The sequence below is a fragment of the Arthrobacter sp. SDTb3-6 genome, assembly GCF_013376095.1.
In the GTDB taxonomy this organism is placed as follows: domain Bacteria; phylum Actinomycetota; class Actinomycetes; order Actinomycetales; family Micrococcaceae; genus Specibacter.
Window position 1 is genome coordinate 17134 of record NZ_JAAMFN010000032.1, and the last position, 26326, is coordinate 43459.

Here is a 26326-nt window from a genome sequence, read left to right on the forward strand (position 1 = left end):
AAAGCATGGAGCCATGACCACCAAGGAACTCCCCTCGGGCCCCGCCACGCGACCCCCATCCACCACCCACACCGGACGGCGGCTCGGGGCCTTCCTGCGCTCCTGGGGCCCGGCGCGCTGGAAACTGCTGGCGCCCGGCGTTGCCGTGTGCGCCGCTGCCGCCGCTGCGGCCGTGGGGCTCACCGCGCTGCTGCCGGGGGCCAGCACGCTGCTCATTGCCATCGTCATCGGCGTGCTGCTGCGCAACCTGGTCCCCGTCCCGGCCCGGCTGCTGCCCGGATTCGGCTATGCGGCCAAGACCCTGCTGCGGGCCGGCGTGGTGCTGCTCGGCTACCAGCTGCTGGTCTCCGACGTGCTCTCCCTGGGCCCCGGCATGATCCTCGTGGTGGTGTGCATCGTGGGCCTGGGCATCGGCGGCACGCTGCTGATGGGCCGCTGGCTGGGGGTCGGCCCCACGCAGCGGCTGCTCATCGCCTGCGGCTTTTCCATCTGCGGCGCTGCCGCCGTGGCCGCCGTCGACGGCGTCATTGAAACCAGGGAACGCCGGGAAGTCATGACGGCCGTCGCCCTGGTGGTGATTTTCGGCACGCTGATGATTCCCATCCTGCCGGCCGCCGCCGCGCTGCTGGGCCTGGGCAACTACCAGGCCGGGCTGTGGGCCGGCGGCTCAATCCACGAGGTGGCCCAGGTGGTGGCCGCCGGCGGCACCATCGGCGGGGCCGCCCTGGGCGTGGCCGTGATCGTAAAGCTGGCCCGCGTGCTGATGCTGGCACCCGTCATGGCCGTCATCAGCGTGCAGCGGCGACGGGCCATGGGCGCCTCGGCCACCTCCCGCAAGCCCCCCATCATGCCGCTGTTCGTGGCCTGCTTCATTGCCATGATGGCCCTGCGCGCCACCGGCTGGCTGCCGGGCGCTGCGCTCGACTGGTCCAAGGCCGGCGAAAGCTTCCTGCTGGCGGCCGCCATGTTTGCGCTGGGCACGGGCGTCCACGTGAAGTCGCTGCTGGGCGTGGGCCTGAGGCCCTTCATCCTGGCCGCGGCGGCCACCGTGTGGGTGGCCTGCCTGGCCCTGGCCGGCGTGCTGATCTTTGGCTGACGCCTGTGGCACCATGGGGGTAACGCACCATCTGCAAACGCAGTGAACACGCTGGAACCACACAGGAAGGCCGTTCCCATGACGCCGCACGCCACATCCGCACCCCAGGATGCCTCCGCCGGACTCGCCAAGTACATCGACCACACGCTGCTGAAGCCGGAAGCGTCGGAGGCGGACATCCTGCGCCTGTGCAAGGAAGCGGCGGAGCACCACTTCAAGTCCGTGTGCGTGAACCCGGTGTGGGTCCGGACCGCCAACCGCGCCCTCCTGGGCACCGGCGTGCTGACCTGCGCCGTCGTCGGCTTCCCGCTCGGCGCCCACAACACCGACGTCAAGGTCTTCGAGGCCCGCGGCGCCACGATGGACGGGGCCGACGAGGTGGACATGGTCATCAACATTGCCGCCGCCCGCGCCCTGGACAAGGACAGCCTGGTCAACGACATCTCCGCCGTGGCCGAGGTGGTCCACGGCGAGGAGTCCATCCTGAAGGTCATCATCGAAACATCCCTGCTCAGCGACGCCGAAAAGGTCCTGGCCTGCCAGGCGGCCGTGGAGGCCGGCGCCGACTTCGTCAAGACGTCCACGGGCTTCAACGGCGGCGGTGCCACGGCGGCCGACGTCGCCCTCATGCGCCAGACCGTGGGCCCGGACATCGGGGTCAAGGCCTCCGGCGGCATCCGCACCCGGGAGAAGGCGCTGGAGATGATCGACGCCGGCGCCACCCGCATCGGCACCAGTTCCGGCATTGCCATCGTCACCGGCGGTGCAGGCACGGACTCGTACTAAAAACGTACTAAGATCGGGGGTAGATCAGAGCGCCGGAGCACCGGTGCAGCCACCCAGATCCCCGCATTGGGGTTAGGAGGACCCGTGTCCAGCAACGCCAAGTACCGTTCCGAGAACAACCTGGTGCAGTCCATCATCCTGTTCATCATCTTCTTTGGCCTGTTCCTGGGCGGCATCTTCGCCATGTCCTTCTGGAGCCTGGGAAGCGCGGCCCACGCCTTCATCCCCGGCGGCATCGCGTTCCTGTGCGTGTTCCTGGCCCTGATGATCCCCCTGACGTTCATCGGCCGCTCCAACTCCGCCGGAGAGTAGCAGCCCCTCACAACTGGGTGGCAGTTGTTGCAGTTTTGCCGGGTTTTTTCCCGCAATTTCTGCAACAACTGCCACCCAGTTTGTGTTTAAGGCCCGACGGCGGGACCGTCACCTTTCGCGGAGGTGCGGGGCGGGACGCCGGGCCCCGGGCAGGGCGTTGTTTTCACGCCACTCGTGGATCCAATCGGGCAGCACCAGGCTGGCAGGCGGGGTCCCGAATTCCTCCATGATCCGTTCGTTGCTGACCGGGCCGTCGGCGGACAGCAGGCGCGTGGCGATGTAGGCCCGCGCGTAGATTTCACCGTCCACCACCATGCACTGTTCAAAGTAGATGGCCTTCGCATCCAGTCCGATGATCCTGGTCTCGACGGTGAAGCGCTGCCACAGCGTCACGGACTTGCGGAACGCGATGGTCTCCGCGGCCACCACGGGGTTCCACTTCAACTCGCGCATGCGCGCCCAGATGCCGCTGCGCTGCATGAGGTCAAAGCGGCCCAGGTCCATGAGCGAGAAGTACATGCCGTTGTTGATGTGCCGGGCCATGTCGACGTCCGTGGGCCATGCGCGGGTGCGCCACGAGGAGGCGTCCCAGATGGACAGCGGGCTGCGGCGGCCCGAAAGCAGGAGGTGGTAGAGGGTCCTCAGAAGCAGGTGCATGCACCAATGTTACCCGTCAGTAACTTCAGCGCGTGGTGTTGGCTGCCTCCAATGTCTAGGCCGTGGCCGGGACGGGCTCGAAGATGGCCTCCAGCACGCCCTCGGCCCACGTGAGGACCTCGGCGTCGGCCAGGTCGCGGCCGCCAATGCGCGCCGTCTTGGGCTTGGGGATCAACACCGCATCCAGGGCCGGCTTCACCAGGGCGCCCGGGTACATGCGGTTCAGGCGCATCTGCCTGGACTCCGGCAGGTCCGCGGGGGCGAACTTGATGAAGTTGCCCTGCAGCGCCACGTCGGAGAGGCCGGCGGCGCGGGCGTGGACCTTGAACCGGGCCACGGCAATCAGGTTTTCGGCGGCCGGCGGCAGCTCGCCGTAGCGGTCCACCAGCTCGGACACCACTTCCTCGATCCCCTCCAGCGTCGTGGCGGCGGCCAGCTTGCGGTAGGCCTCCAGGCGCAGCCGCTCCCCCGGCACGTAGTCGTGCGGCAGGTGCGCGTTGACGGGCAGCTCGATCTTCATCTCCGCCGCGCGCTCCTCACCGTCACCGCGGAATTCGGCCACGGCCTCGCCCACCAGCCGGATGTACAGGTCAAAGCCCACGCCCTGGATGTGGCCGGACTGCTCGCCGCCCAGCAGGTTGCCGGCGCCGCGGATTTCCAGGTCCTTCATGGCCAGGGCCATGCCGGCGCCGAGCTCGTTGTGCGCCGCCACGGCCTTGAGCCGCTCCAGCGCCACCTCGCCCAGCGGCTTGTCAGCCGGGTACAGGAAGTAGGCGTAGGCGCGTTCGCGCCCGCGGCCCACGCGCCCGCGCAGCTGGTGCAGCTGGGAGAGCCCGTAGTTGTTGGCCTGCTCCACGATCAGCGTGTTGGCGTTGGAGATGTCCAGGCCGGTCTCGATGATGGTGGTGCACACCAGCACGTCGAAGCGCTTTTCCCAGAAGTCCACGATGATCTGTTCCAGCCGGGCCTCGGACATCTGCCCGTGCGCCACGGCCACGCGGGCGTCCGGCACCAGCTGCTGGATGTGTGCCGCGGTCCGGTCGATGGACTTGACCCGGTTGTGCACGTAGAACACCTGGCCCTCGCGCATGAGCTCGCGGCGGATGGCGGCGGCCACCTGCTTGTCCGTGTACCCGCCCACGTAGGTCAGCACCGGGTGGCGTTCTTCCGGCGGGGTGGCCAGGGTGGAGGTTTCGCGGATGCCCGTCATGGACATCTCCAGCGTGCGCGGGATGGGTGTGGCGCTCATGGCCAGCACGTCCACGTTGGTGCGCATCTTTTTCAGCGCCTCCTTGTGCTCCACACCAAAGCGCTGCTCCTCGTCCACAATGACCAGGCCCAGGTCCTTGAACGCAAACTCCGGGGACAGCAGCCGGTGCGTGCCGATCACCACGTCCACTGCGCCGGTACGCACGCCCTCGACGATCTCCTTGGATTCCTTGCCCGTCTGGAACCGCGAAAGCGGCGCCACCCGGACCGGGAAGCCGGAAAAGCGTTCGTTGAAGGTCTCGTAGTGCTGCTGCGCCAGCAAGGTAGTGGGCACCAGCACGGCCACCTGCTTGCCGTCCTGCACCGCCTTGAACGCGGCACGCACCGCAATTTCGGTCTTGCCGTAGCCTACGTCGCCGGAGATCAGCCGGTCCATGGGCACTTCCTTCTCCATGTCCGCCTTGACCTCGTTGATGGCCACCAGCTGGTCCGGCGTCTCCACGTACGGGAACGCCTCCTCCAGCTCCGCCTGCCAGGGCGTGTCCGGGCCGAAGGCGTGCCCGCGGCTGGCCATGCGCGCCGAGTACAGCCGGATCAAGTCCGCGGCGATCTCCTTGACGGCCTTGCGTGCCTTGGATTTGGTGGCAGCCCAGTCCGAGCCACCCATCTTGGACAGCGCCGGCGCGTCCCCACCCACGTACGCCGTCACCTGGTCCAGCTGGTCGGTGGGCACAAACAGCTTGTCGCCGGGTGCCCCGCGCTTGGACGGCGCGTATTCAAGCACCAGGTACTCGCGCAGCCCCACGCCTCCCCCGCCGGTCGGGCCCCTCGAGGCCCCGGCCCCCGCCACCTTGCGCTGGATCAGTTCCACGAACCGGCCCACGCCGTGCTGTTCGTGCACCACGTAGTCCCCGGTGCGCAGCTGGAGGGGGTCGACGGCGTTCCTGCGCTTGGAGGGCATCTTCAGCATGTCCCGGGTGGAGACGGCGGAGGACCGGCCCAGCAGGTCAGCTTCCGTCAGCAGACCCAGCTTGAGCGAGTCGAGGACAAAGCCGCGGCCCGTGTCCGCCGTCGTCACCTCGATGATGCCGGGCGACGGCTCGGCGTCCAGGGATTCCACGCGCGACGCCGGGATGTTCGCTTCGTGGAACAGCTCGGCCAGGCGCTGGGCGGGGCCGGGCCCCTCGGTGGCCACCACAACGCGCCACTGGTCCTTGATGCGGGAGCCGATGAACTCCATCATTTCCGCCACGTCGCCGCGGTAGCCGCGCGGTTCCCGGGCCTGGAGGTTGATGACGTCCACGTCCGGCAGCAGCTCGTCGTCCTGGGCCAGGGAGGTGATGGACCACCAGCTGACCCCGTGGGCCAGGGCGGCCTCGCGCGTTTCGGTCAGCGACTTGAACGAGGCTGCGGCCAGGTCGATCCCCTGGGCGGAGAGGTCCAGGGGTGCGGTGCCGCCGTCGGACGCGGTGGACCAGGCGGCCTCGAGGAATTCCTCGTTGGTGGATTCAAGGTCGTGGGCGCGGGCGCGGACCTTCTCCGGCTCCAGCACCACGGCCACGGAGCCGGCCGGGAACAGCGAGGTCAGGGCCACCATGCCGTCCACGAGTGCCGGGGCGAGGGATTCCATGCCTTCCACGGCAATGCCGCCGGCAATCTTTTCCAGCATGCCGGCCGCCGCGGGCATGCTGTCCTTGAGCTTCGCGGCGCGGCCCATGACGGCGGGCGTGATGAGGATTTCCCGGCACGGCGGCGCGTACAGCTCCTCCGGCCCGGCGGTCGAGCCTGCCCCGCCGGTCGAGCCTGCCCCGTCGGTCGAGCCTGCCCCGCCGGTCGAGACGCGCGACGTCAGCGAGCGCTGGTCGGCCACGGAGAACCACCGCATCTGATCCACCTCGTCGCCGAAGAACTCAATCCGGATCGGGTGGCTTTCGGTGGGTGGGAACACGTCCAGGATGCCGCCGCGCACGGCAAATTCGCCGCGGTGGGTCACCATGTCCACGCGGGCGTAGGCGGCGTCGGCCAGGCGCTTGATGAGGTCCGTGAACGGCACTTCCTCCCCCACCTTGACGCGCACTGGCACGAGTTCGCCCAGGCCGGCCACAATCGGCTGGACGACCGCCCTGATGGGTGCCACCACAACGCGCAGGTGCTCCCCGGCGTCGTACTCGGGGTGGGCCAGGCGGCGGAGCACCGCCAGGCGGCGGCCCACGGTGTCCGAGCGCGGCGAAAGGCGCTCGTGCGGGAGTGTCTCCCAGCTGGGGAATTCGGCCACGGCGTTCTCGGGCAGGAAGGAGCGCAGCGCGGCCACGGTGTCCTCGGCCTCGCGGCCGGTGGCGGTGACGGCCAGAACCACGCCGGGGCCGGCGCCGGGTGCCGTGGCTGCGGCCAAGCCGTCGGCCACCTCGGCGAGGAGGACGGGGCGCATGCCGGAGGGTGCGCTGAAGGCCAGGTCGGGGCTGCGCCTGGCATGGTCCGCGGCCGCGTTGGCACGCACCCGGGCAAAGATCGGATCCCCGGCGAGGGCGGTGCGCAGGCCATTGAGACTCATGGGCGGAAATTCTCCTTGGGACGGTGCAGGGGTGGCACTTTCGCAGGCAACACGAAAGCCCGAAATTCACAAGTGAACGCCGGGGATGCCTCCAGCTTACTCCGGGTTACTCCGGGCAGGGGCGGCCGGCGGTCCCGGCACGGGCGGCCCGCGGTAAGGTTGTGCCCGCACCCTTTCCCATGCCTTCGGAGGAACCATGGCGCTTACCGCCTCTACCACCCTGTCCGCCACCGCCCAGCGCGTCACCGACGTTTTTGCCGATGAGGAGTTCGTCAAGCACGTGAGCTTCACGGTGGGCGGGGAGCTGAAGTCCTTTGAGATCAGCGGCCCCACCTCCGGCGCCTTCACCACCAAGACGGTGCGCACGCTGCCCACCACGCGCATGCCGGAGATCGCCCGGAAGGTGGTGGGCGCCACGCTGACCGTCACGCAGCTCGAGGACTGGAGCGCCCCGGCAGCCGACGGTTCGCGCAGCAACAACATCAAGCTCACCGTGGCCGGCGCCCCGCTGGACGTCACGGCCGTGCAGACACTGTCCGCTACCGGCGATTCAACCCTGGTGGAGCTCAGCGGCGAAGTGAAGTCGGCCGTCCCGTTCCTGGGCGCGAAGATCGCCTCCGCGGCCGAGCCCGTCATCGGCAAGGCCCTGAACCTGCAGGCCACGCTCGCCCAGGAATGGCTGAACGAACACCCGTAACCTTTTCGCTGGCCGGGCAGCGGGCCCGTCCCCGCCGGCCGGGCAGCGAGTCCTGCGAGCGCGACGAGACCCCGCCGGACCTTATGCGCCGGATTGCCCCCACAATCCGGCGCATAAGGGCCCGAAACTTTTCTTATGCTCCGGACCCGTCGCGGGTTTGGCGCCAGTGAACGAGCTGCGCCAAACCCAGCCCCGGTCCGGCGCATAAAGGCACGGCCGCCTCTGACAACCGCGGGTTGCCAATTCGGCGGTGCAGATCCTGTCGGGTCCCAAATTGATGGTGCAGCTTGTGCGACCCGGCAGCCCGCCAACCCGCTTTTGCTGCACCGCCGAACCCCGGCCCCGTCACCAACCCGCTTTTGCTGCACCGCCGAACCCCACCCCCGCCCAGCCAGCACCAGCTGCAGCGGCGCGCACGCCAGTACTTGGGCCGGTTTTAGAGTAGCCAGCCGGAAAAAACGAGTGGAAACCACCCTATCGGCCACGCATCCCCGCATCATACGCTTTTCATAGTCAGAAGATTGTGGAAAGGATGGGCTGGCAACGGTACGGCAATCATGCGTGGTCTCAATTCAATTTCATGGACGCAATTCGAAAGGCATTTCCTTGCCTGCGGACCCTGCCACCAAGAGATCCTCGTTGCGCGCATAAAACGCACCCTGTGAAATAAATTTTTCCGCAACCACAAAATGGGCTGAAATTCAATTCCAGCCCGAATTTGCCATGCCCAAAAATCGCCCGCCGGCTCGCGGCACCAGCAGCCCCCCCACGCGTGAACCCAGCATGAACCCTGCGTGAACCCAGCACTGTGGCGCCAAAACGGGCCAACACCAAGCCTGAACCGCCCCACACCAGGCCCAACCGACCGAAAAATACCGGCAGAAAATAAGAAATTCCAAGTAGTAAATCGCATCACCCAAGTGGTGCTCCATAAAAATACGAGTGGCCATCACGCTATTGATTGCCCATCAGGCAAATCTAGTCTTGCGGTATTGGTCCGACGCTGGGGCGGAGAAGCAAGTGTTACTTATTCATGGAGTATGGAAAGGACCGGCTGGAGCATGGCTCGCCGGCCCTCAGCCATGCGTTTCCTTCACCCCCACCGCCGGATCGGATGCCCGCGACCAGGCATCCCACACCGCCGAAAAAAATCCTGGAAAGCTGCACAATTTCGGCGGATTCCGTTGGCGCAGTTACTACTGCATTTTAGGAGTTGGGGAATCATGTTAGGAAAAACCAGCAAGTCATTGCATGCGGCCCGGGGCGCGCGGGGGCGGCGGTTGCTGTCCGGCCTGACCGCATCGACCGCAGTACTCGCCCTGGCGTTTGCCGGCCTCGCCGCGCTGGCCGCCGGCCCCGCCACAGCGGCCACCGCCACAGCGGCCACCGCCACAGCGGCCACCACCTCAGCGGCGCCCACCGATGAAATGGTCAGCCTGTGCCATGCCACAGGCAACCCCGTGGACCAGTACCTATTAGTCACCGTCAGCCTTGATGCCTTCAAGACGGGCCATGGCACCCACGTCGATGACATTTACCCGCCCAACAGCCTCCGGCCGAACGGCCAGAACTGGGACGCCGCGGGCCAGGCCATCTTCAACAATGGTTGTGCAACGGCGCCGCCCGCCACAGCGGTTACGCCCCAGGCCCCCACCGTCAGCCAGGCCACCTGCACGGACCAGGGCGCGGCCACTGTCCCCGTAGTAGAGGTGGCGTCCACCCAGGGGATTTTCTACACGGTGGTTGGCAGCGTCGCTGCCGGCAGCACCGTCACTGTGGTCGCAACGCCCGCGCCGCAGGGCACGTACACGCTGGCAGCCGCCAATGGGTGGATGCCCAATGCGGACGGCACGGCGAGCTACACCGTTGTCCTTGACGCGGCCCCCAGCTGCGTCACGGAAGCGGTCCCGGCCGCGCCAGCCGCCGTCCAGGCAGTCTGCAACGGACCCGGGACATCCACGGCACCCATGCTGACCCTCGCCAGCACACCCGGCATCGGCTACACCGTGGCCGGAACGGCAGCCCCGGGCAGCACCGTCACCGTCACGGCCACCCCGGCGGCCGGCTACACGTTGGCCGCCGCAGCAGGCTGGACGGCCAACAATGACGGCACGGCCAGCTACACGGTCACCTTCGACCCTGCACCCGACTGCGCCGTGGTGGTCCCTCTTGTTTCGGCAAGCCCGACGGCGCCCACCGCCACCCAGGCTGTTTGCACACCTTCCGGAACGGCCACCACACCCGCCTTGGCCCCCGCCACGACAACCGGAATCGGCTACACCGTGAACGGAACCGCAGCCGCCGGCCACACTGTCACCGTCACTGCCACGCCGGCCGACGGCTACACGCTGGCCGCGGCAGCAGGCTGGACGGCCAACAACGACGGCACAGCCAGCTACACGGTCACCTTCGACGCAGCACCGGAATGCGCCGCGGCGACACCGATTGTTGCGGCCACCCCGACGGCGCCCACCGCCACCCAGGCTGTCTGCACACCATCCGGAACCGCCACCGCACCCACACTGACGCTCGCCACCACACCCGGAATCGACTACACCGTAACCGGACCGGCAGCGGCCGGCAGCACCGTCACCGTCACCGCAACACCCCAGGCCAGCCACAAGCTGGCCGCCGCGGCAGGCTGGACGGCCAACAACGACGGCACGGCCAGCTACACGGTCACCTTTGGGACAGTGGACTGCTCGGCCGTCACCACACCCGTTGACCCGCCGTCGACCCCGGTAGTCACAGACCCTCCGGCAACCCCGGTCGTGACAGACCCGCCAGCCAAGCCCGTATCGGACCCGGCCCCGCCCGTGCTTCCAAAGGCAGCGACACCAGTGCTCCCGAAAGCCGCAGCCGTAGTGGTTCCGCAGGCCGTTTCCGTACTGCCGCAATCGGCAGCCCAGCCCACCGCGCTGGCCTCAACCGGCTATGACCCGGCCTGGAGTGTCTCGCTGGCAATCATGTTCCTGGTGGTCGGCGCGGGCGCCGTGTGGCGCAGCCGCCGGCCCGCAGGGCAGTAAGCCGGGCAGTAACCCGGTCAGCACCCGGCCGGCAGCCCCCTGAAGTAAGCCGGCAGCCCGCGGCCCCCGCGCCCCCGTCAACCGGACGGCGCCGGGGCCATCGGGCTGCCCGGCGACACGCCGGCGTCGTTACCGTTTTGTTATCTGAGCGCCATTTCGGTAATGTGGTGCCCGGTCTCCTAAAGGTTCCGGTCCCATGGCCGGATGCCTTTCCATGCATTTTCCGACGGCGGCCGCGTCCGCCAAGGGCCTGGGGGTTCTCCCGGCGGTGTGTCGCCGTCACCTTACATGAACGTCCCACAGGGGCGTCCCTACCCGGGAGATATATGCCTTTTAAGCACAACCATGCCCAAAACGCGCAGCACCTGGCAGCAAAAACAGCCCCCACGGCCGGAGCAGCGGCCAGGCCGCGCACCGCCGCCGCACACAAGGCCGCCCCCCGCAAGGCAGCCGCCCACAAGGCCGTGCTGCTCATGGCCATCGGAGTCATGTCCCTGACGGGCTGCGGCTTGGCCGCGCCGGGCGGCCACGGCAATGCAGCCGCCGGCTCCAGCGCAGAATTGGCCGCCGCCAGCAAGCCGTTGGCCTCGCATTCCCTGACGCAGAGGAGCACCCAAACGACCAAGGCAACGAACTCCCACAAGCCCAAGCCGACGGCGTCGCCCTCCCCCAGCCCCACGGCGTCGCCCTCGCCGACCACAACGTCCGCCCCGAGCCCGGCCCCTGTCACCAGCCCCAGCCCCGTGACCAGCCCCAGCCCCACCTCCAGCACGACTGCCACGTCCACGCCGACCGCCACCAGCGCCCCTTTGGCAGCAGCTCCGACCGGCGACGGCACCCAGGCCGCGGTCAAGTACGGCTGGGGGTCCGTGGTTGCCGGTGACGAGTTCAACTACACCGGAGCCCCGGATTCAACCAAGTGGAGCGTCTACGACAGTGCCGGCCACGCGGGCAACGGCACCCGCACCCCGGCGGCCTGGAACGTTGCCAACGGCATGGCCACCGTCAGCGGCGACTCCTCGGGCAACACCGGCGGGATGTCTGCCAAGTTCGCCCAGCAGGAGTATGGCCGGTGGGAAGCCCGCATGCGCACCAACGACCGGGACCCGCAGTACCACCCGGTGCTGATCCTGTGGCCCAACAACAACGCCTCCTCCACGTGCGCGGAAATCGACTACGCCGAAAGCACGGAGTTGACCACGCAGATGAAGTTCTTCCTCCACTACGCCTGCAGCGGCTCCGACTTCCAGACCACCAGTTCGACGCCGATCGACACCACCCAATGGCACAACTACGCCGTGGAGTGGACACCGGCCGGCATCACCGGCTACATCGACGGCGTAAAGACGTTCACCGACACCAACCCCGCCCACCAGCCGGGCGTCGGCATGCACCAGACGATCCAGCTGGACTGGTTCCCGAGCGGAGCGGCCACCAAGCCCTCGCAAATGCAGATCGACTGGGTGCGCGTCTACAAGTAGCCCACCACCCCTTCATACCGCGGCATCAGGGCCGCCGGACGTCACACCGACGTCCGGCGGCCCTTTTCGTGCGCAAGTAGCGGCCCCCAAAAACGAGTACAGGCCCTTTCAATTCAAGTAGTTCCTACGCTATCGGCGGCCATCCCCCGGACGTAGTGTTTTTTTAGCCGCCAGGGAAAAAACCACATGGGCGGCCGGTCTAGGTCTCATTTGTGGGATTGAAATAAATAGTTTTGCTGGGGACGTCCTTGAGGGAGGCAGCCGCGGCAAGGGCACGGGGGCCTAAATAGGTTTCACCGTGTCTTCCGCAAATCTGGAGGAAGCAATGACCTATTCGGGCCCGGCAGAAGCAGGAGGCGCCACTACGGCGCATCTGCCCCAGAGAACTCCCCACCCTCCAGTCGTACACCGGAATCCAACGGTGAGCCTGGTGATTCCCACACTCAATGAGGCACGGAACCTGCCGTGGGTGCTGCGGCGCATCCCCCCGTTCGTGGACCAGGTGGTCATCGTGGACGGCCGCTCCGTGGATGACACCGTCAAGGTGGCCAAGGCGGTCCGCCCCGACGTCGACATCGTCCTGGAAAGCGAAAAGGGCAAGGGCGCGGCCATCCGGGCCGGGTTCTCCGCCAGCACCGGCGACCTGATCGTCATGATCGATGCCGACGGCAGCATGGACCCGGCCGAGATTGGCTGGTACACCGAGCTCCTGAGCAGCGGCTTCGACTTCGTCAAGGGCTCGCGCTACCTCACCGGGGGCGCCTCCGACGACCTCACCTGGCTCCGGGGGCAGGGCAACCGGGCCCTGACCGGCCTGGCCAACGTCGCATGCCACCGCCATTTTTCCGACCTTTGCTACGGGTACGTGGGCCTGCGGCGGCAGTGCCTGCCCCTCCTGGAGCTCGCCTCCAACGGCTTTGAAATTGAAACCGAACTGGCCATCCGGGCCGCCTTGGCCGGACTGCGCATCGCCGAAGTGCCCACGCACGAGCTGAACCGGCTTTCCGGCACGTCCAACCTGCGCACCTTCAAGGACGGCTGGCGGGTGCTGCACACGCTGGTGAAGGAATGGTCCCTGTGGGATTCCCCCACCGCCGGCGCCATGGCCGAGTCGATGCAACGGGTCCACTACCACGAGCCGCCGGTCGAGGTCTCCCGTGCCCCGGAGGACCTGGCAGCCCTGCTCACCCCGCCGATGGGGGTGTGAGATGCCGGCCAACCAGCTCCCCACCGCCAGCGTCGTGATCTGTGCGTACACCGAAGACCGTTGGGCGTGGCTGCAGCAGGCCATTGAATCGGTCCAGGCGCAGACCGCCGCCGCCCACGAACTCATCATCGTCGTGGACCACAACCAGCCGCTGCAAAAGCGGCTCCTGCACCACCTCACCGGCGCCTATGTGCTTGAAAACAATGGCGCCAAGGGGCTGTCCGGGGCCAGGAACACCGGCGTCCTGGCCGCCACCGGGGAGATCATCGCCTTCCTGGACGACGACGCCGTCGCCGGTCCGGAATGGCTGGAACGCCAGCTGGAACTCTACGACGACCCGGCGGTCTACGCAGTCGGCGGCCGGATCGAACCGCTGTGGGAAACCGGCCGCCCGGCCCACTTCCCGCAGGAGCTGGACTGGATTGTGGGCTGTTCCTACCGCGGCCTGCCGCGGGTCGCCGCCCAGGTCCGCAACGTGATCGGGGCCAGCATGTCCTTCCGCCGCTCCGTCTTCGAGGACGCCGGCCTCTTCGATGAACGCATGGGCCGGACGACGGCGTTGCACGGGTGTGAGGAAACCGAGCTGTGCATGCGGGCGGCCGCCCTGCGCCCCGGCGGGCGCGTGGTGTACGAGCCGGCGTCGCTGGCCTCACACCATGTCCCCCAATCCCGGGGCACCTTGGGCTACATGCTGGCCCGGTCGTGGGGCGAGGGGATCTCGAAGGCCCAAATCTCCGCCCTGCCTGGCGCACGACGGCGGCTGGGCCCGGAGCGCCGCTACGTCGCCGAGGTGCTCCCCCGCGCGATCGTCCGCAACCTGGTTTCCGGCCAGTTCGACGGGCTGGTCAGCAGCGGGGCAATTTTTTCCGTGCTGGCGGCAACCGCCGCCGGCTATGTTGTGGGGCGCGCAAGGCACCCCCTGTCCGCCGCGCACGCCGCGAGGGGCAATTCCGGCGATATGGAGGTGGCGCTATGACCAGGTCAAGATTCGGAATTGGGACCGTCATGATGACGGCGGCGCTGGCCTTGACGGCCGGCCTGTCCGTCACCGCGGCCGGCACGGCAGCCGTTGCCGCCGCCCCCGCAACCCTGACGGTCCCTCTTTGCCAGCCCCTGACGGCACCGCCGGACAACACCTTCCCCGGCACCACCGTGGTGGCGGACAACTTTGAGTCCGGGACGCTGCTCAACTGGGCTGTGAAGACCGGCGGCGACGGCACGGCGAGTGTTGTCGGGACCCCCACCTATACGGGCGGCTGTGCCGGATACCTGCACACCAGCTCGTCCAAGGGCTCGGTGGCCAACCTTCAGAAGGCCATCCCGTCAGGCACCGCCGAAGTGTATGCGGACGGCGAGTTCAACCTGGCAACGGCCGGCACCACAGGCGCCACGAACCCGTACTTCCGCTTCTTCAACGGCACCACGCGGATCGCCTCCGTCTACCGCTACGCAACCAACGGGCAGCTGTGGCTGGAGACGCTCTCCCCCACGGCCGGCTGGGTGCGCACCAGGCTGACCACCGCGGCCGTCCCACTCTCTGCCTGGAACCATGTCCAAGCCGCGTTCCTTCCCAACGGCGCCGCAACCACCGTGCAGGTGTGGCTGAACAACTCACTGGTGTACTCAAGCACCGGCGTAAACGGACCCACCGTGCCCGTAACTTCCGTGATGCTGGGCAGTGAAAGCAAAAACCAGAAGGGCGACCTTTACCTGGACAACGTGATCATCAAGGCCGCCACCGCCGCCCAAACGTCCTGCAGCGCCACCCCGCCCGCCAACACCATGCCGGGACAAACAGTGGTCGCAGACGGCTTCGAATGCGGCAACCTGGCCAACTGGACGGTCCACATGGCCGGCGACGGCACGGCCGGCGTCCAGTCCTCCACCGTTTACGACGGCACACTGGCTGCCAGCCTGGTGACCACCAGCAACACCAACTCCCTGGCCAACATGTCCACCGCACTGCCGGCGAGCACCACGCAAACCGATGTGGACGGTTGGTTTGACATCACCGCAATCGGGCCGGACGGCAATGACGTGCCGTACTTCCGGTTCTTCACCGGCACAACCCGCTTCGCCGACGTCTACCGGTACAACTCCACCGGGCAGTTGTGGCTGCGCGTGCTGACGCCGGCCGGCACATACTCCTACGTGCGGCTGACCAGCTACTCGGTGCCGCTGGACTCGTGGCACCGCGTGCAAATGGAAGTTGTGCCCAATGGCACCGCCTCCACCATCCAGGTCTGGTTCGACGGCGCGCTGCTGTACAACTCCTCCGCGGTCAGCACCTCGGCCACCAATGTCACCACGGTGATGCTGGGCTCCGAGCACTACCCGCAGCCTGCTTCCATCAACATCGACGACGTAATCGTAAAGGCGGTTGTCCCGTGACGGCGGACCCCATGACTCCAACCTCACCCGTGCAAACGGGCGCCCACTTCGACATCCACGGCCTGGTCAGCGTCGAAGTGGCGCCCGGCACCCCCGGGGCGCCGCAGCTCGTGGACATGCTCCGGCCGTTCCACACCGGATTCCCGGGGATCGACCCGTTCCGGATCCTGGTCACCGGGGAGGCCGTGGTGCTGGAGAACCCCTCGCACGCGGAGGATGCCTACCGGTACACGGACGACACCCTCTTCCTCCCCCGGGACCGGGTGACGGTGACAGTCACGGACAGCGGGTTTACGGTGGCCGGGCGCGGTGAGCTGCTGACCGCCGTGATACCCCTGCTGGACCGCCTGTGCGTCCTTAACGATGCGGCCATGGTCCACGCCGCAATCGTCAACTACCGGGGCTCCGGCGTACTGATGCCGGCTTGGGGCGGCGTTGGCAAGACCAGCACCGTGGCCAAGCTGGTGAAGATTGACGGCGTGCAGTTCATGGCCGACGACTGGGCCTTCCTCCGCGCGGACGGGACGGTGCTGGGCTATGCGAAGCCGATGTTCATCAAGGCACACCACCAGCCCATTTACCCCCAGCTGTTCGAGGGGCCGCGCAAGCCCCTGGTGCCCAAGGGGCTGACGAAGCCGCTGGAACGTGCCTCGACGATTGTCCACCCGGTCATCGTCCGGTATCCCCGCACTGCCGCATTCACCAGGCACTGGTCCCCGGAACACCGCATGGTCCAGCCGGAGCAGGCTTTCGGCGCGGGAAACATCGCCACCGAGGCACCAACCCGGGTGGCCATGTTCCTGGAGCGGCACTCCGGGGCGGATGCTGTCCTTGAACCGCGCAGCGCCGAGTGGATGACCACCCGGATCGTGGGCAATTTCCACACTGAGCTGCCCGGCGTGTCCCGCAGCCTGATCGAGGCGTTGGGCGCCACGGGGCTGGTCCCCCTGGAGTCATACTTCGCCGACAAAGCCAGGATTGTCCGCCGTGGACTCGGAAGCATTCCGTGCCACGTGCTGAAAATTCCGGCCGCCTGGTCCGCAGACCGGACCAGCGACCACGTCACCGCCACAGTGCAGGCACTGCTCAATGAATGGGCTTAGCCTCGCCGCCGGCATGGCGCGCCGGACGTCCCCCTCGGGAGACGTCCGGGTCCGCGCCACCGCGCACCTGCTGGCCTGCGACGGCGTCCCCGCCGCAGCGCCCAGCGCAACAATTCTTTACGCCCCGGCGGCAAACGCCGCCGGTAAATCGGTGGAGCGGGCAAGGTGCCCGCTGGCCACGGTGGACGCCCCCTAGGGCGGGACCGGCAATCTGGAGGTGCCATTGTGAAAAGGCCAGGAGCAGGAATTCGCACAGTAATGATGACCGCCGTGCTCGCCATGACGGCGGGCCTGGCAGTCACGGCCGCCACGCCACCCCCCAGCGATTCCCCCGGGACCAGCCCGGCGGCCACGGCAACCGCTGCCCCAGCCACCACTGCACCTGCCACCACCACAACCACCGCGCCCGCCACAACGGCCCCGGCAACCACGGCTCCGGCCACAACGGCAACCACGGCACCCGCAACCAGCGCACCAGCCACCACGGCACCCGCAACCACCGCCCCGGCCACGTCGGCGCCCGCCACCACGGCAACCACGGCGCCCGCCCCAAAGCCTTCGGCCACAACCACCACAACGACAGCCCCGAAGGCAACCACGCTTGCTGCAACGGCCCCGGTGTGCAAGTCCGCCACCGCGGCACCGACGGACACCTTCCCCGGCACCACCGTGGTCGCGGACAACTTTGAATCCGGCAACCTAAACAACTGGACCGTCAATACTGGCGGCGACGGGACGGCAGCGGTGGTCTCCAACGCCTGGGTCACGGGCGCCTGCTCGGCACGCATCCAGTCCACCACCTCCTCCGGCTCAATGGCCACCCTGACAAAGGCCATCCCGGCCGGCCAAGGCGAGGTCTACGCAGACGGCTACTTCGACGTCCAGACACCCGCACTCGCCGGCGCAGCGAACAGCTACCTCGGTTTCTACATCGGCTCCACGCAGGTGGCCTCCATCTACCGCAACACCACCGGCGGCCAGCTCTGGCTTGACACCCTCAACTCCTCCGGCACTGTGGTCCACGTCAGGCTCACCAGCACCGCCGTCACCACCGGACGCTGGCACCGCGTCGAAATGCACCTGCTGCCCAACGGAATCACCTCCGTCCTGGGCATCTGGCTGGACGGCACCGACATCTACCACACCAGCAACCTTGACGGCCGCACCGGCGCCATCTCCTCGGTCACCATCGGCAACCCGGTTGTCAGCCAGCAGGGCGTGCTCTACCTCGACAACCTCCTCATCAAGGCCAAGGCACCCACGGCTCCGGTGTGCAAGACGGCCACCCCGGCACCGACGAACACCTTCCCCGGCACCACCGTTGTTGCTGACAACTTTGAATCCGGCAACCTGAACAACTGGACGGTCAACACCAGCGGGAACGGCATCGCGGCCGTGGTTTCCGAGGCCTGGGTCACGGGCGCCTGCTCGGCCCGCATCCAGTCCACCACCTCCTCCGGCTCAATGGCCACCCTGAGCAAGGCCATCCCGGCCGGGCTGGGCGAGGTCTATGCAGACGGCTACTTTGACGTCCAGACCCCGGCACAGGCCGGCTCGGCGAACAGCTACCTTGGCTACTACATCGGCTCCACGCTGGTGGCCTCCGTCTACCGCAACGCCAACGACGGCATGCTCTGGCTTGACACCCTCAATTCGGCCGGCACCGTGGTCCATACCAGGCTGACCAGCACGGCCGTCACCACGGGCCGCTGGCACCGCATCCAAATGCGGCTGCTGCCCAACGCGACCAGTTCCTATGTGGGAGTCTGGCTGGACGGCACGGACATCTACCACACCGGAATCCTGGACGGCCGCACCGGCGCCGTCTCCTCGGTCTCCGTCGGCAACCAGGGCGCCGGCCAGCAGGGCGTCCTCTACCTGGACAACCTGGTCATCAAGGCCCAGGCCCCCACCGCCCCGGCATGCAAGTCCCCCACGGCACAGCCCACCAACACCTTCCCCGGCACCACCGTCGTGGCCGACAACTTTGAGTCCGGCAACCTGAACAACTGGGCCGTCAACACCGGCGGCGGCGGGACGGCATCGGTGGTCTCCAACGCCTGGGTCACGGGTGCCTGCTCGGCCCGCATCCAATCCACCACCTCCTCCGGCTCCATCGCCACCCTGACCAAGGCCATCCCGGCCGGGCTGGGTGAGGTCTACGCTGACGGCTACTTTGACGTCCAGACCCCTGCGCAGGCCGGCTCCGCGAATTCCTACCTCGGCTTCTACATGGGCACCACGCCGGTGGCCTCCGTCTACCGCGACGCCAACGACGGCATGCTCTGGCTTGACACCCTCAATTCGGCCGGCACCGTGGTCCACACCAAGATCACCAGCACGGCGGTCACCACGGGCCGCTGGCACCGCATCCAACTGCGCCTGCTGCCCAACGGCACAAGTTCCTACATCGGGGTTTGGCTCGACGGCACCGACATCTACCACACCGGAATTCTCAACGGCCGCAACGGCGCCGTCACCTCGGTCACCGTCGGCAACCCGGTTGTCAGCCAGCAGGGGGTGCTCTACCTCGACAACCTGATCATCAAGGCCCAGGCGGAGCCCGCCCCCACCTGCCAGCCCGTCACCGCCGCACCGACGAACACCTTCCCCGGCACCACGGTTGTTGCTGACAACTTTGAGTCCGGAAACCTGAACAACTGGACGGTCAACGCAGGCGGCGACGGCACGGCATCGGTGGTCTCCGGCGGCTCGGTCACGGGAGCCTGCGCAGCCTACCTGCACGAAACCACCAACACCGGCTCCATCGCCACCATGACCAAGGCCATCCCGACCGGGCTGGGCGAGGTCTACGCGGACGGCTTCTTCAACATCCAGACGCCTGCGGTGGCCGGGGCCGCGAACTCCTATTTCCGCTTCAACAGCGGCACCACCCGCATCGCCTCCCTCTACCGCAACGCCAACGACGGGCAGCTCTGGTTTGAGGCGCTCTCCGACGCGGGCCTCTGGACCCGCACCAGGCTGACCAGCACGGCCATCACCACAGGGCAGTGGCACCACATCCAGTTCCACTACCTGCCCAACGGTGCCGCATCCACGGTGGAAGTGTGGCTGGACGGCTCCAGCCTCTACACCAATACGGGCGTGAACGGCTTCACCGGTGCCACCACCGCGGTTTCCATGGGCAACCAATACGCCGGCTTCCAGGGCGACCTGCTCCTGGACAACGTGGTCATCAAGGCCCAGGCCCCCGTGGTCCCCAACTGCACGGCGGCCGTGCCCACCAACAACTTCCCCGGCACCACCGTGGTGGCGGACGGCTTTGAGTGCGGCAACCTGGGCAAATGGACGGTCCACACCGGCGGCGACGGCACGGCAACGGCCCAGCAGTCCCCCGTCCGCACGGGCCTGTACTCGGCCGGCCTGGTCACCACCACCAACAGCCTGTCCCTGGCGAACATGACCCACTCCATTCCGGCCGGTTCCACCGACGTGTACGCCGACGGCTGGTTTGACATCTCGGCCATCGGGCCCACTGGCAACGACGTGCCGTACTTCCGCTTCTTCACCGGCTCCACCCGGTTCGCGGACATCTACCGGTACAACTCCAACGGCCAGCTGTGGCTGCGGGTGCTCAACCCCACCGGCACCGACACCTACACCCAACTGACCGCCGGCTCAGTCTCGACAAATGCCTGGCACCGACTCCAAATGCATGTGGCAGCGCACGGCGCCGCCACCACCATCGAAGTCTGGCTGGACGGCGCGCAGGTGTACAGCTCGGCCGCAGTCGCCACCTCCGCCACTAGCACCTCCACGGTGATGATGGGTTCGGAGCACACCCCGCAGCCGGCGTCCATCAACATCGACGACACCGTCATCAAGGCCGTGCCGTGACCGGCGCCGAGCTCCCCGTCTCCGTGGTGGTCCCCGCCCGCAACGCGGCCCACTGGCTGACGGACTGCCTGGCCAGCATCAAGGCGCAGCACCCGGCGGAGGTCATCGTGGTGGACGGCTGCTCCACGGACGCCACCGTGGACATCGCCCAGGCCGCCGGGGCGCGGGTGCTCTCCGACGGCGGGCGCGGCGTCGCAGCAGCCCGCATGCTGGGCGCCCAGGCGGCCAGATCCGAGGTGCTCGCCCTGATTGACGCGGACGTGCTGGTTCCGGCCGGCGCGCTGGAAACCCTGCTCTCCGAGTTCACTTCCGGCCACTATGACGGCCTGCAGTTCGCCCTGGCGAGCCACTCCGATTCCGACGACTACTGGGGCCGGGCCCTGGCCTGGCACCACAACCACAGCCGGGTCCGGGAGTGGTTCTGCGTATGCGCCACCCTGATGCGCCGGGACCTGCTGCTGGAGTTCGGCTTCGACGAAGACCTGCGCTCCGGCGAGGACATTGAGCTGCGCGTCCGGCTGAAGGAGGCCGGTGCCCGGCTGGGCGTCTCGCGGACCACCACCGTGGCACACCGCTTCAGCGGCGGCTTCGACAACGCACGGGACCAATGGGTGCAGGACGGGGCGGGCCTGGCCCGCACGGCCGCCAAGCACCCCTCACGCGCCGGCTGGGTGGTGGCCCTGCCGCTGCTCGCCACTGTCCGCGGGGCGGGCCTCTCCCTGGCCCACGCCCCGCGCTATCTTCCGTACTGGGCGGGATTCCTTGGCTACAACTATCAATCGATGGTCTCGGAATGGATGCATGGCACCCGGGCCCGCACATGACCGCCCGCGACCTTTTGGTCCGTCTGCGCCCCGGCCCGCTGCAAACCGAGTCCATGGGGGCCAACACGCTCGCCCTGGCCGCGGCGCGCGTGGCTCCCATGGTGGTGGGCTTCATCTTCTGGGCGTTGGCGGCCCTGTCCCTCTCCCCGGCCCGGCTCGGCCTCGGTTCCGCGCTGGTCTCCGCCGTCCTGCTGTCCGTCCAGCTGGCCCTGCTGGGGGTGGGCCCGGCCACGGTTTCCCTCCTTCCCGGCCAGCACGACGGCGGCCGCCGGCTTCTCAGCGCCTCGCTGGCTGCCGTGGCGGGCAGCTCCCTGGTGGTGGGTGCCGCCGTGGTGCTTATCACCCGGGCCCTGGGCGGGGCGACGGGCGCGGCGTGGGACAGCACCGCCGTCGTCGCCGTCTTCCTCGCCGCCTCCGTCCTGGCCACCCTGGCCTACCAGCTTGACCACATCGCGGTGGCCCAGGCCAGCTCCCACCAGGCGCTGGCCCGCAGCATTGTGCAGGGCGTGGTCCAGCTGGGCGCCCTGGGAATAGGCCTGTGGGCCGGGGACCGCGGCGTGCTGACGCTGCTCTACTCCGTCGCAGCGGGCGCCCTGGCCAGCGTGGCGCTGGGCGCCGCCCAGCAATGGCACCGTGGCTGGCGGCCCGTCCGCTTCAGCGGGGTGGAGGCGCGCCTGCTGGTGCGGCACGGCCTCCCCAACCACGCACTGATGCTCTCCGACCGGGCCCCCGGATACCTCCTCCCGCTGGTGGTCACGGCCGCCGTTTCCGCCACCGCCACGGCGTCCTGGTACATGGTCTGGATGCTCTCCACCGCAGTGTTCTTTGTGCCGCAGTCCGCCGGCTATTCCCTGCAGGCCAAGCTGGCCGGGCAGGGCGCACCGGGCCAGGGAACCCCCGGGGATGGTTCACCGGGGCAGGGGCCCGGCCCCGGGGCTTCCGTGCGCGCGCTGGTCCGCCCGGCGCTGGGGCTCAGCATCGTGCTCACGGCGGGCGCCGCCGTGGTGCTGGTGGCGGTGGGCCCGGTGCTGTTGAAGTTCCTCGGTCCCGTGTACGCCAACGGCTGGCCGCTGCTGCTCATCATGGCCCCCGCCCTGCTCGTGGGCTGCGTGACCCAGGTGTACTACGGCATCTGCCGGGCGCGGCACCGCCTGGCCGAGGCCACGGCCGTGGCCGTGGTGGCCGCCGTGATCGCCGTGGCGCCCGCGGCGGCCCTGGCTACGCAGCGGGGCCTTCAGGGGGTATCGCTCGTGTGGCTGGCCGGCCAGGTGGTGGCCGCGGGGCTGGCGGGCTGGCGGCTCCGGGTGCTGACAACACCGGCCGGCGCCCGCCCCAAGTCACTCCCCCGGACCGGGCTGCTGCGCCGCCGGATCCGCCGCCTCAGCTACACCTCGGCCCACGACTTCGCCCCGGACCAAGGCTCGGCGGTGCCCACGGCGCGCGGCCTGCGCGCTGCCTGGCGGATGCACCACTCGCACTGGGTGGCCATCCGGAAACGGCTCGTACACGCCGTCGCCCGGCCCACCGTCGCCGCGGCACGGCTGGTGGCCCGGCCCACCGTCGCCGCCGCACGGCTCGTCGCCCGGCCCACCGTCGCCGCAACACGGCTGGCAACAAGGCAGGGAACACGGCTGGAAGGCTGGCTGGAATCCTGGCTGGCCCACGCCCGGCCCGGGTGGACGCGCCGGAGGGGCGTGACGTCGTCGGGCCTGGCCGTGGCGGCCGTGGCGGCCCTGGCCGTGGGCATGTGGGGAATGCTGCATGCCGATGTCAGCAAGATTGGCTCGCTCGGCGCCGTGACGGCACTGCCGGCGCCCTACTTCCTGGCGCTGGCGGCCGCCGTGGCCGGGGTGGTCCTGTCCCTCGCGCGGAGGCGCCAGCACGTCTGGGTTCTCGTGGTGCAACTGGTGGTGCTGATTTTCCTGCTGCACGGCCTGGACCCGATGATCCACGGCACGCCCCGCCTGGAGGCCAGTTACCGGCACCTGGGCATCACCAACTTCATCGGCGCCGGCGGGCAGCTGGACACCAAACTGGATGCGTACTTTTCCTGGCCGGGGTTCTTTGCCTTCCTGGGCATGTTTTCCGATTCCACCGGCATGAACTCGCTCATGCTGGCCGCCACCTGGGCGCCCCCGGCCGTGAACCTGCTGCTGCTGCCGGTGCTGCTGGCCATCGCCCGGCGCCTGACCGGGCACTGGCGCGCCACATGGGCGGCCGTGTGGATGTTTTACCTGACCAGCTGGGTGGGCCAGGACTACCTGGCACCCCAGGCGTATGCCTACATTGTGGGCCTGACCATCATCGCCGGCGCGCTGACGGCCTTTGGCGGCCGCGCCTGGAAGGGAACCACCCGGTGGTGGCAGCGGCTGACGGCCCGGATGGACCCGAAATACCACCGGGGGCCGGGCCTCTCCCGGCCGGTATCGGTGGTCCTGGGCCTCTGCCTGGTGCTGTTGATGGTGGCCCTCACGGCCGCGCACCAGCTCACGCCGTTCGCCCTGGCCGCCGTGCTGTTGGGCCTCATGCTCACCGGCCAGTTCAGGCTGCGCATATTGCCGGTGGTGGCCGTGCTGCTTCCCATTGCCTGGCTGGTGTTCGTGGCCACCCCGTACCTGGTGGGCCACATGGATGTCCTGTTTGGTTCCATCGGCGACGTCAGCCAGACCGTTGGCGTCACCCAGCGCGTGGCCGGGGACCCGGACCACCGGATCGTCATCACGGCGCGCCTGGCCGAATCGGGCCTCATGTGGGCGGCCGGCGCGGCGGGGGCCTGGCTGCTGGCCCGGCGGCACCGGCCGTGGCTGGCCGCGGCCGGTGCCGCCGGCATCCCGCTGCTGCTGGTGCCATTGCAGCCCTATGGCGGCGAGCTGCTGCTGCGGGTGTACCTGTACAGCCTGCCCTTCGCCGCCTGCCTGGCCACCGTCCTCCTGCTTCCTGCGCACGGGCGGCGGCCCGGGCTGTGGCGCACGCTGGTGGTGGGCGCCGTCGGACTGGTGCTGGCCGGCACCTTCCTTGTGACCCGGTACGGCAACGACGCGCTGGAGACCTTTACGCCCGGCGAGCTGGCACTGGTCCAGCGGCTCGACGACGTCGCCCCCGACGGCGCCGTGGTGATCGAGGCCGTGCATGACACCCCGTGGCGCAGCATCAAGTACGCCACCTACAAATACCGCACCCTGATGCCCGGCAAGCCCACAGCCTTCACGCCGCAACTGAACTGCGGGTACGTCCAGTCCGTGGCCGGCAAGGCAGGGGCGTACCTGCTGGTCACCCAAAGCCAGATTGAATCGGCGCAGATGCTCGGGATCGGCCCGCCCAACGGCGTGCAGAAATTCCTGGACAGCTGCCAAAAGCTGCCCGGCTGGACCGTCATCGACAAAACCCCCTCCGGCATCCTCCTACACATCATCGGAGTCCCCCATGCGGAAGTTGAGATATCTCCCCGACCTGGCCCTAGCCTTGTTGGCTACCGCTACGTTTCCCCTGGCCCTGGCCGGGTCCGTGCCGTTGCGGGCGTCGGTGTTGGGGACCCTGGTGCTGATTGGCCCGGGAGGGGCGGCGGCACTGTGGTTCTGGCGGACAGCCCCCGGACACCGGTCTAGGCTCGCCACCGGGGCTGCGTTCTACCTTGCCCTGGCCATCGCCCTGAGCCTGGGTTCCTCGCTGCTGGTGGCCACGGGCATGGTCTACTTCCGCCTCTGGAACCCTGCCGCCGGCATGTGGGTGGTGGCAGGGCTCACGCTCGCCCTGCTGGGCGCACAGCGGCTGCCCAGGATAACCATGGCACAATTCCTGTACGGCCAGGACGGCCTCAAGCACGGCCCGGACCCATCGAAGGCGGTCTCCCATGCAGGCAGCTAAACCCCCCGCCCCGGCACGCCGCTGGTTCACGACGGCGCGGCGCAGGTCCGCATGGACCACGGCTGCCGCCGTTGCGGCGCTGCTCTCCACCCTGTTCCTGGGCGCCTGTTCCCCGGGCACGGCGGGGACCCCGGGTGCGGGCGGCTCATCCGGGACCGGCACCTCCGGGGCAGCGGGCGCGTCCGCCGAACCCGTGCCGGCCCAGCCGCCCGTAAAACACGTCTTCGTGATCATGTTGGAGAACGTTTCCTATGATTCCGTCTACGGTTCCAAGCCGATCTACCCTTACCTAGCCAACACGCTGCGCCCCCAAGGCCTGCTGCTGAGCGAGTTCTACGGCATAGCGCACTGGAGCCTTGGCAACTATTTGGCCATCCTGGGCGGCACGGCACCCACCAAGGACATCCAGGGCGACTGCACGCACTACACGGACATGACGGACGCCACCCCGGCAGCCAACGGCCAGGTCAAGTCCGGGCACGGCTGCGTCTTCCCGCAGTTTGTCCCCACCCTGGCCGGCCAGCTCACCGCCAAAAAGCTGACGTGGAAGGGCTACATGCAGGACATGGGCAACATTCCCAGCCGCGAACAGGCCACCTGCGGCATCCCCAGCCTCGGCACGGACAGTGCCGATGAGACGCAGGGCGCGGCGGAAGGCGACAACTACGCGGCCCGCCACAACCCCTTCATCTACTTCTCCTCGGTGCGGGACACCCCGGCCTGTGCCGCCAACGTCCGTCCCCTCGGCCAACTCACCGAGGACCTGAAGAGCGCTGCCACCACACCGAACTTCGCGTTCATCTCGCCCAGCCTGTGCGACGACGGCCACAACGAGTGCTCCGCCCCCCGGACCCCGGACGCCTGGCTCTCCACCTGGATCCCGCGCATCCAGGCATCGCCCGCATACAAGGACAGCGCCATCGTCATCATGGCCGACGAAGCCAAGAACGATTCCCGGGCCTGTTGCAAGGAACCCGCCGGCCCCAATGTTGCCTACCCGGGTGCGCCCAACAACTCAACGCTGGGCCAGGACGAGGGCGCGGGCAAGGGCGGCGGCCGCATCGGCGCACTGGTGCTCTCCCCGTATGTGGCCGCCGGCGCCACCAGCACCGTCCCCTACAACAACTATTCGCTGCTGCGCTCCATTGAAAACCTGTTCGGCCTGCCCTACCTGGGGTACGCCGGGATGCCGGGCCTGGAGGCGTTCGGCCCCGACGTGTGGACCACGGCGTCCGGCACGCCGTCACCCTGACCGGGTCTGGCC

General features: G+C 68.4%; 18 protein-coding genes. 16 read left to right on the top strand and 2 right to left on the bottom strand.

Features of this window, described 5'->3' with window-relative positions:
- The first annotated feature begins 13 nt into the window (after window positions 1-13).
- The 3 genes from G6035_RS14750 to G6035_RS14760 all read left to right on the top strand — a co-directional run bounded on the left by G6035_RS14750 (window position 14) and on the right by G6035_RS14760 (window position 2194).
- Complete coding sequence (locus G6035_RS14750; RefSeq protein WP_176617859.1) at window positions 14-1096, top strand: YeiH family protein; 1083 nt, start codon at window positions 14-16, stop codon at window positions 1094-1096.
- 78 nt (window positions 1097-1174) lie between these two features.
- Window positions 1175-1882: a deoxyribose-phosphate aldolase gene (deoC, locus tag G6035_RS14755; RefSeq protein ID WP_176617860.1), complete on the top strand. Its 708-nt coding sequence runs from the start codon at window positions 1175-1177 to the stop codon at window positions 1880-1882.
- Window positions 1883-1966: 84 nt separating this feature from the next.
- Window positions 1967-2194, top strand: a complete 228-nt coding sequence (locus G6035_RS14760) for a hypothetical protein (RefSeq protein WP_176617861.1) — start codon at window positions 1967-1969, stop codon at window positions 2192-2194.
- Window positions 2195-2302: 108 nt separating this feature from the next.
- Here G6035_RS14760 and G6035_RS14765 read toward each other — a convergent pair whose 3' ends face one another.
- Together G6035_RS14765 and mfd are read right to left on the bottom strand one after the other, a co-directional pair.
- Entirely contained in the window at window positions 2303-2851 is a 549-nt protein-coding gene (locus tag G6035_RS14765) for an acyl-CoA thioesterase (RefSeq protein WP_176617862.1), read from the bottom strand.
- A gap of 55 nt (window positions 2852-2906) precedes the next feature.
- Window positions 2907-6611 (bottom strand): transcription-repair coupling factor, encoded by a 3705-nt coding sequence (gene mfd / locus G6035_RS14770; RefSeq protein ID WP_176617863.1) that lies wholly within the window; start codon window positions 6609-6611, stop codon window positions 2907-2909.
- A gap of 196 nt (window positions 6612-6807) precedes the next feature.
- On the opposite strand from mfd, the gene G6035_RS14775 reads away from it, so the two are divergent.
- The 13 genes from G6035_RS14775 (at window position 6808) to G6035_RS14835 (ending at window position 26314) form a co-directional block, all read left to right on the top strand.
- Window positions 6808-7308, top strand: a complete 501-nt coding sequence (locus tag G6035_RS14775; RefSeq protein ID WP_176617864.1) for a DUF2505 domain-containing protein — start codon at window positions 6808-6810, stop codon at window positions 7306-7308.
- A 1223-nt stretch (window positions 7309-8531) separates the two neighbouring features.
- Window positions 8532-10334: a hypothetical protein gene (locus G6035_RS14780; protein WP_176617865.1), complete on the top strand. Its 1803-nt coding sequence runs from the start codon at window positions 8532-8534 to the stop codon at window positions 10332-10334.
- Window positions 10335-10660: 326 nt separating this feature from the next.
- Window positions 10661-11815 (top strand): glycoside hydrolase family 16 protein, encoded by a 1155-nt coding sequence (locus tag G6035_RS14785; protein WP_256128015.1) that lies wholly within the window; start codon window positions 10661-10663, stop codon window positions 11813-11815.
- A gap of 421 nt (window positions 11816-12236) precedes the next feature.
- A complete protein-coding gene (locus tag G6035_RS14790; RefSeq protein ID WP_371131027.1) occupies window positions 12237-13022 on the top strand; it encodes a glycosyltransferase family 2 protein in 786 nt (261 codons plus the stop codon).
- Between the two features lies 1 nt (window position 13023).
- Entirely contained in the window at window positions 13024-13998 is a 975-nt protein-coding gene (locus G6035_RS14795; protein ID WP_176617866.1) for a glycosyltransferase family 2 protein, read from the top strand.
- Complete coding sequence (locus G6035_RS14800) at window positions 13995-15413, top strand: hypothetical protein (RefSeq protein ID WP_176617867.1); 1419 nt, start codon at window positions 13995-13997, stop codon at window positions 15411-15413. The genes G6035_RS14795 and G6035_RS14800 overlap by 4 nt, the downstream gene beginning before the upstream one ends.
- A gap of 11 nt (window positions 15414-15424) precedes the next feature.
- A complete protein-coding gene (locus G6035_RS14805; protein ID WP_176617868.1) occupies window positions 15425-16516 on the top strand; it encodes a hypothetical protein in 1092 nt (363 codons plus the stop codon).
- The gene (locus G6035_RS14810) at window positions 16503-16712 is read left to right on the top strand and encodes a hypothetical protein (RefSeq protein ID WP_176617869.1); all 210 of its coding nucleotides are present in this window, start codon (window positions 16503-16505) and stop codon (window positions 16710-16712) included. Before G6035_RS14805 ends, G6035_RS14810 begins: the two co-directional genes overlap by 14 nt.
- A gap of 62 nt (window positions 16713-16774) precedes the next feature.
- The gene (locus G6035_RS20210) at window positions 16775-20374 is read left to right on the top strand and encodes a polysaccharide lyase (protein WP_256128016.1); all 3600 of its coding nucleotides are present in this window, start codon (window positions 16775-16777) and stop codon (window positions 20372-20374) included.
- Window positions 20371-21198 (top strand): glycosyltransferase, encoded by an 828-nt coding sequence (locus G6035_RS14820; protein WP_176617870.1) that lies wholly within the window; start codon window positions 20371-20373, stop codon window positions 21196-21198. The genes G6035_RS20210 and G6035_RS14820 overlap by 4 nt, the downstream gene beginning before the upstream one ends.
- Window positions 21195-24803 carry a hypothetical protein gene (locus tag G6035_RS14825; RefSeq protein ID WP_176617871.1) on the top strand — a complete coding sequence of 1203 codons (3609 nt, stop codon included), beginning with the start codon at window positions 21195-21197 and terminating at the stop codon, window positions 24801-24803. The genes G6035_RS14820 and G6035_RS14825 overlap by 4 nt, the downstream gene beginning before the upstream one ends.
- Window positions 24736-25062, top strand: coding sequence for a hypothetical protein (locus G6035_RS14830; RefSeq protein ID WP_176617872.1), 327 nt, complete (start codon window positions 24736-24738; stop codon window positions 25060-25062). The genes G6035_RS14825 and G6035_RS14830 overlap by 68 nt, the downstream gene beginning before the upstream one ends.
- Complete coding sequence (locus G6035_RS14835; protein ID WP_176617873.1) at window positions 25049-26314, top strand: alkaline phosphatase family protein; 1266 nt, start codon at window positions 25049-25051, stop codon at window positions 26312-26314. The genes G6035_RS14830 and G6035_RS14835 overlap by 14 nt, the downstream gene beginning before the upstream one ends.
- Window positions 26315-26326 lie beyond the last annotated feature (12 nt).

What these genes read in the sequence shown, in the direction of transcription:
- G6035_RS14835 (WP_176617873.1), top strand. Translation starts at nt 25,049, where the DNA reads ATGCAGGCAGCTAAACCCCCCGCCCCGGCACGCCGCTGGTTCACGACG.
- mfd (WP_176617863.1), bottom strand. Translation starts at nt 6,611, where the DNA reads ATGAGTCTCAATGGCCTGCGCACCGCCCTCGCCGGGGATCCGATCTTT.
- G6035_RS14825 (WP_176617871.1), top strand. Translation starts at nt 21,195, where the DNA reads ATGACCGCCCGCGACCTTTTGGTCCGTCTGCGCCCCGGCCCGCTGCAA.
- G6035_RS14800 (WP_176617867.1), top strand. Translation starts at nt 13,995, where the DNA reads ATGACCAGGTCAAGATTCGGAATTGGGACCGTCATGATGACGGCGGCG.
- G6035_RS14780 (WP_176617865.1), top strand. Translation starts at nt 8,532, where the DNA reads ATGTTAGGAAAAACCAGCAAGTCATTGCATGCGGCCCGGGGCGCGCGG.
- G6035_RS14810 (WP_176617869.1), top strand. Translation starts at nt 16,503, where the DNA reads ATGAATGGGCTTAGCCTCGCCGCCGGCATGGCGCGCCGGACGTCCCCC.
- G6035_RS20210 (WP_256128016.1), top strand. Translation starts at nt 16,775, where the DNA reads ATGATGACCGCCGTGCTCGCCATGACGGCGGGCCTGGCAGTCACGGCC.
- G6035_RS14785 (WP_256128015.1), top strand. Translation starts at nt 10,661, where the DNA reads ATGCCTTTTAAGCACAACCATGCCCAAAACGCGCAGCACCTGGCAGCA.
- G6035_RS14765 (WP_176617862.1), bottom strand. Translation starts at nt 2,851, where the DNA reads ATGCACCTGCTTCTGAGGACCCTCTACCACCTCCTGCTTTCGGGCCGC.
- G6035_RS14795 (WP_176617866.1), top strand. Translation starts at nt 13,024, where the DNA reads ATGCCGGCCAACCAGCTCCCCACCGCCAGCGTCGTGATCTGTGCGTAC.
- G6035_RS14775 (WP_176617864.1), top strand. Translation starts at nt 6,808, where the DNA reads ATGGCGCTTACCGCCTCTACCACCCTGTCCGCCACCGCCCAGCGCGTC.
- G6035_RS14805 (WP_176617868.1), top strand. Translation starts at nt 15,425, where the DNA reads ATGACTCCAACCTCACCCGTGCAAACGGGCGCCCACTTCGACATCCAC.
- G6035_RS14750 (WP_176617859.1), top strand. Translation starts at nt 14, where the DNA reads ATGACCACCAAGGAACTCCCCTCGGGCCCCGCCACGCGACCCCCATCC.
- deoC (WP_176617860.1), top strand. Translation starts at nt 1,175, where the DNA reads ATGACGCCGCACGCCACATCCGCACCCCAGGATGCCTCCGCCGGACTC.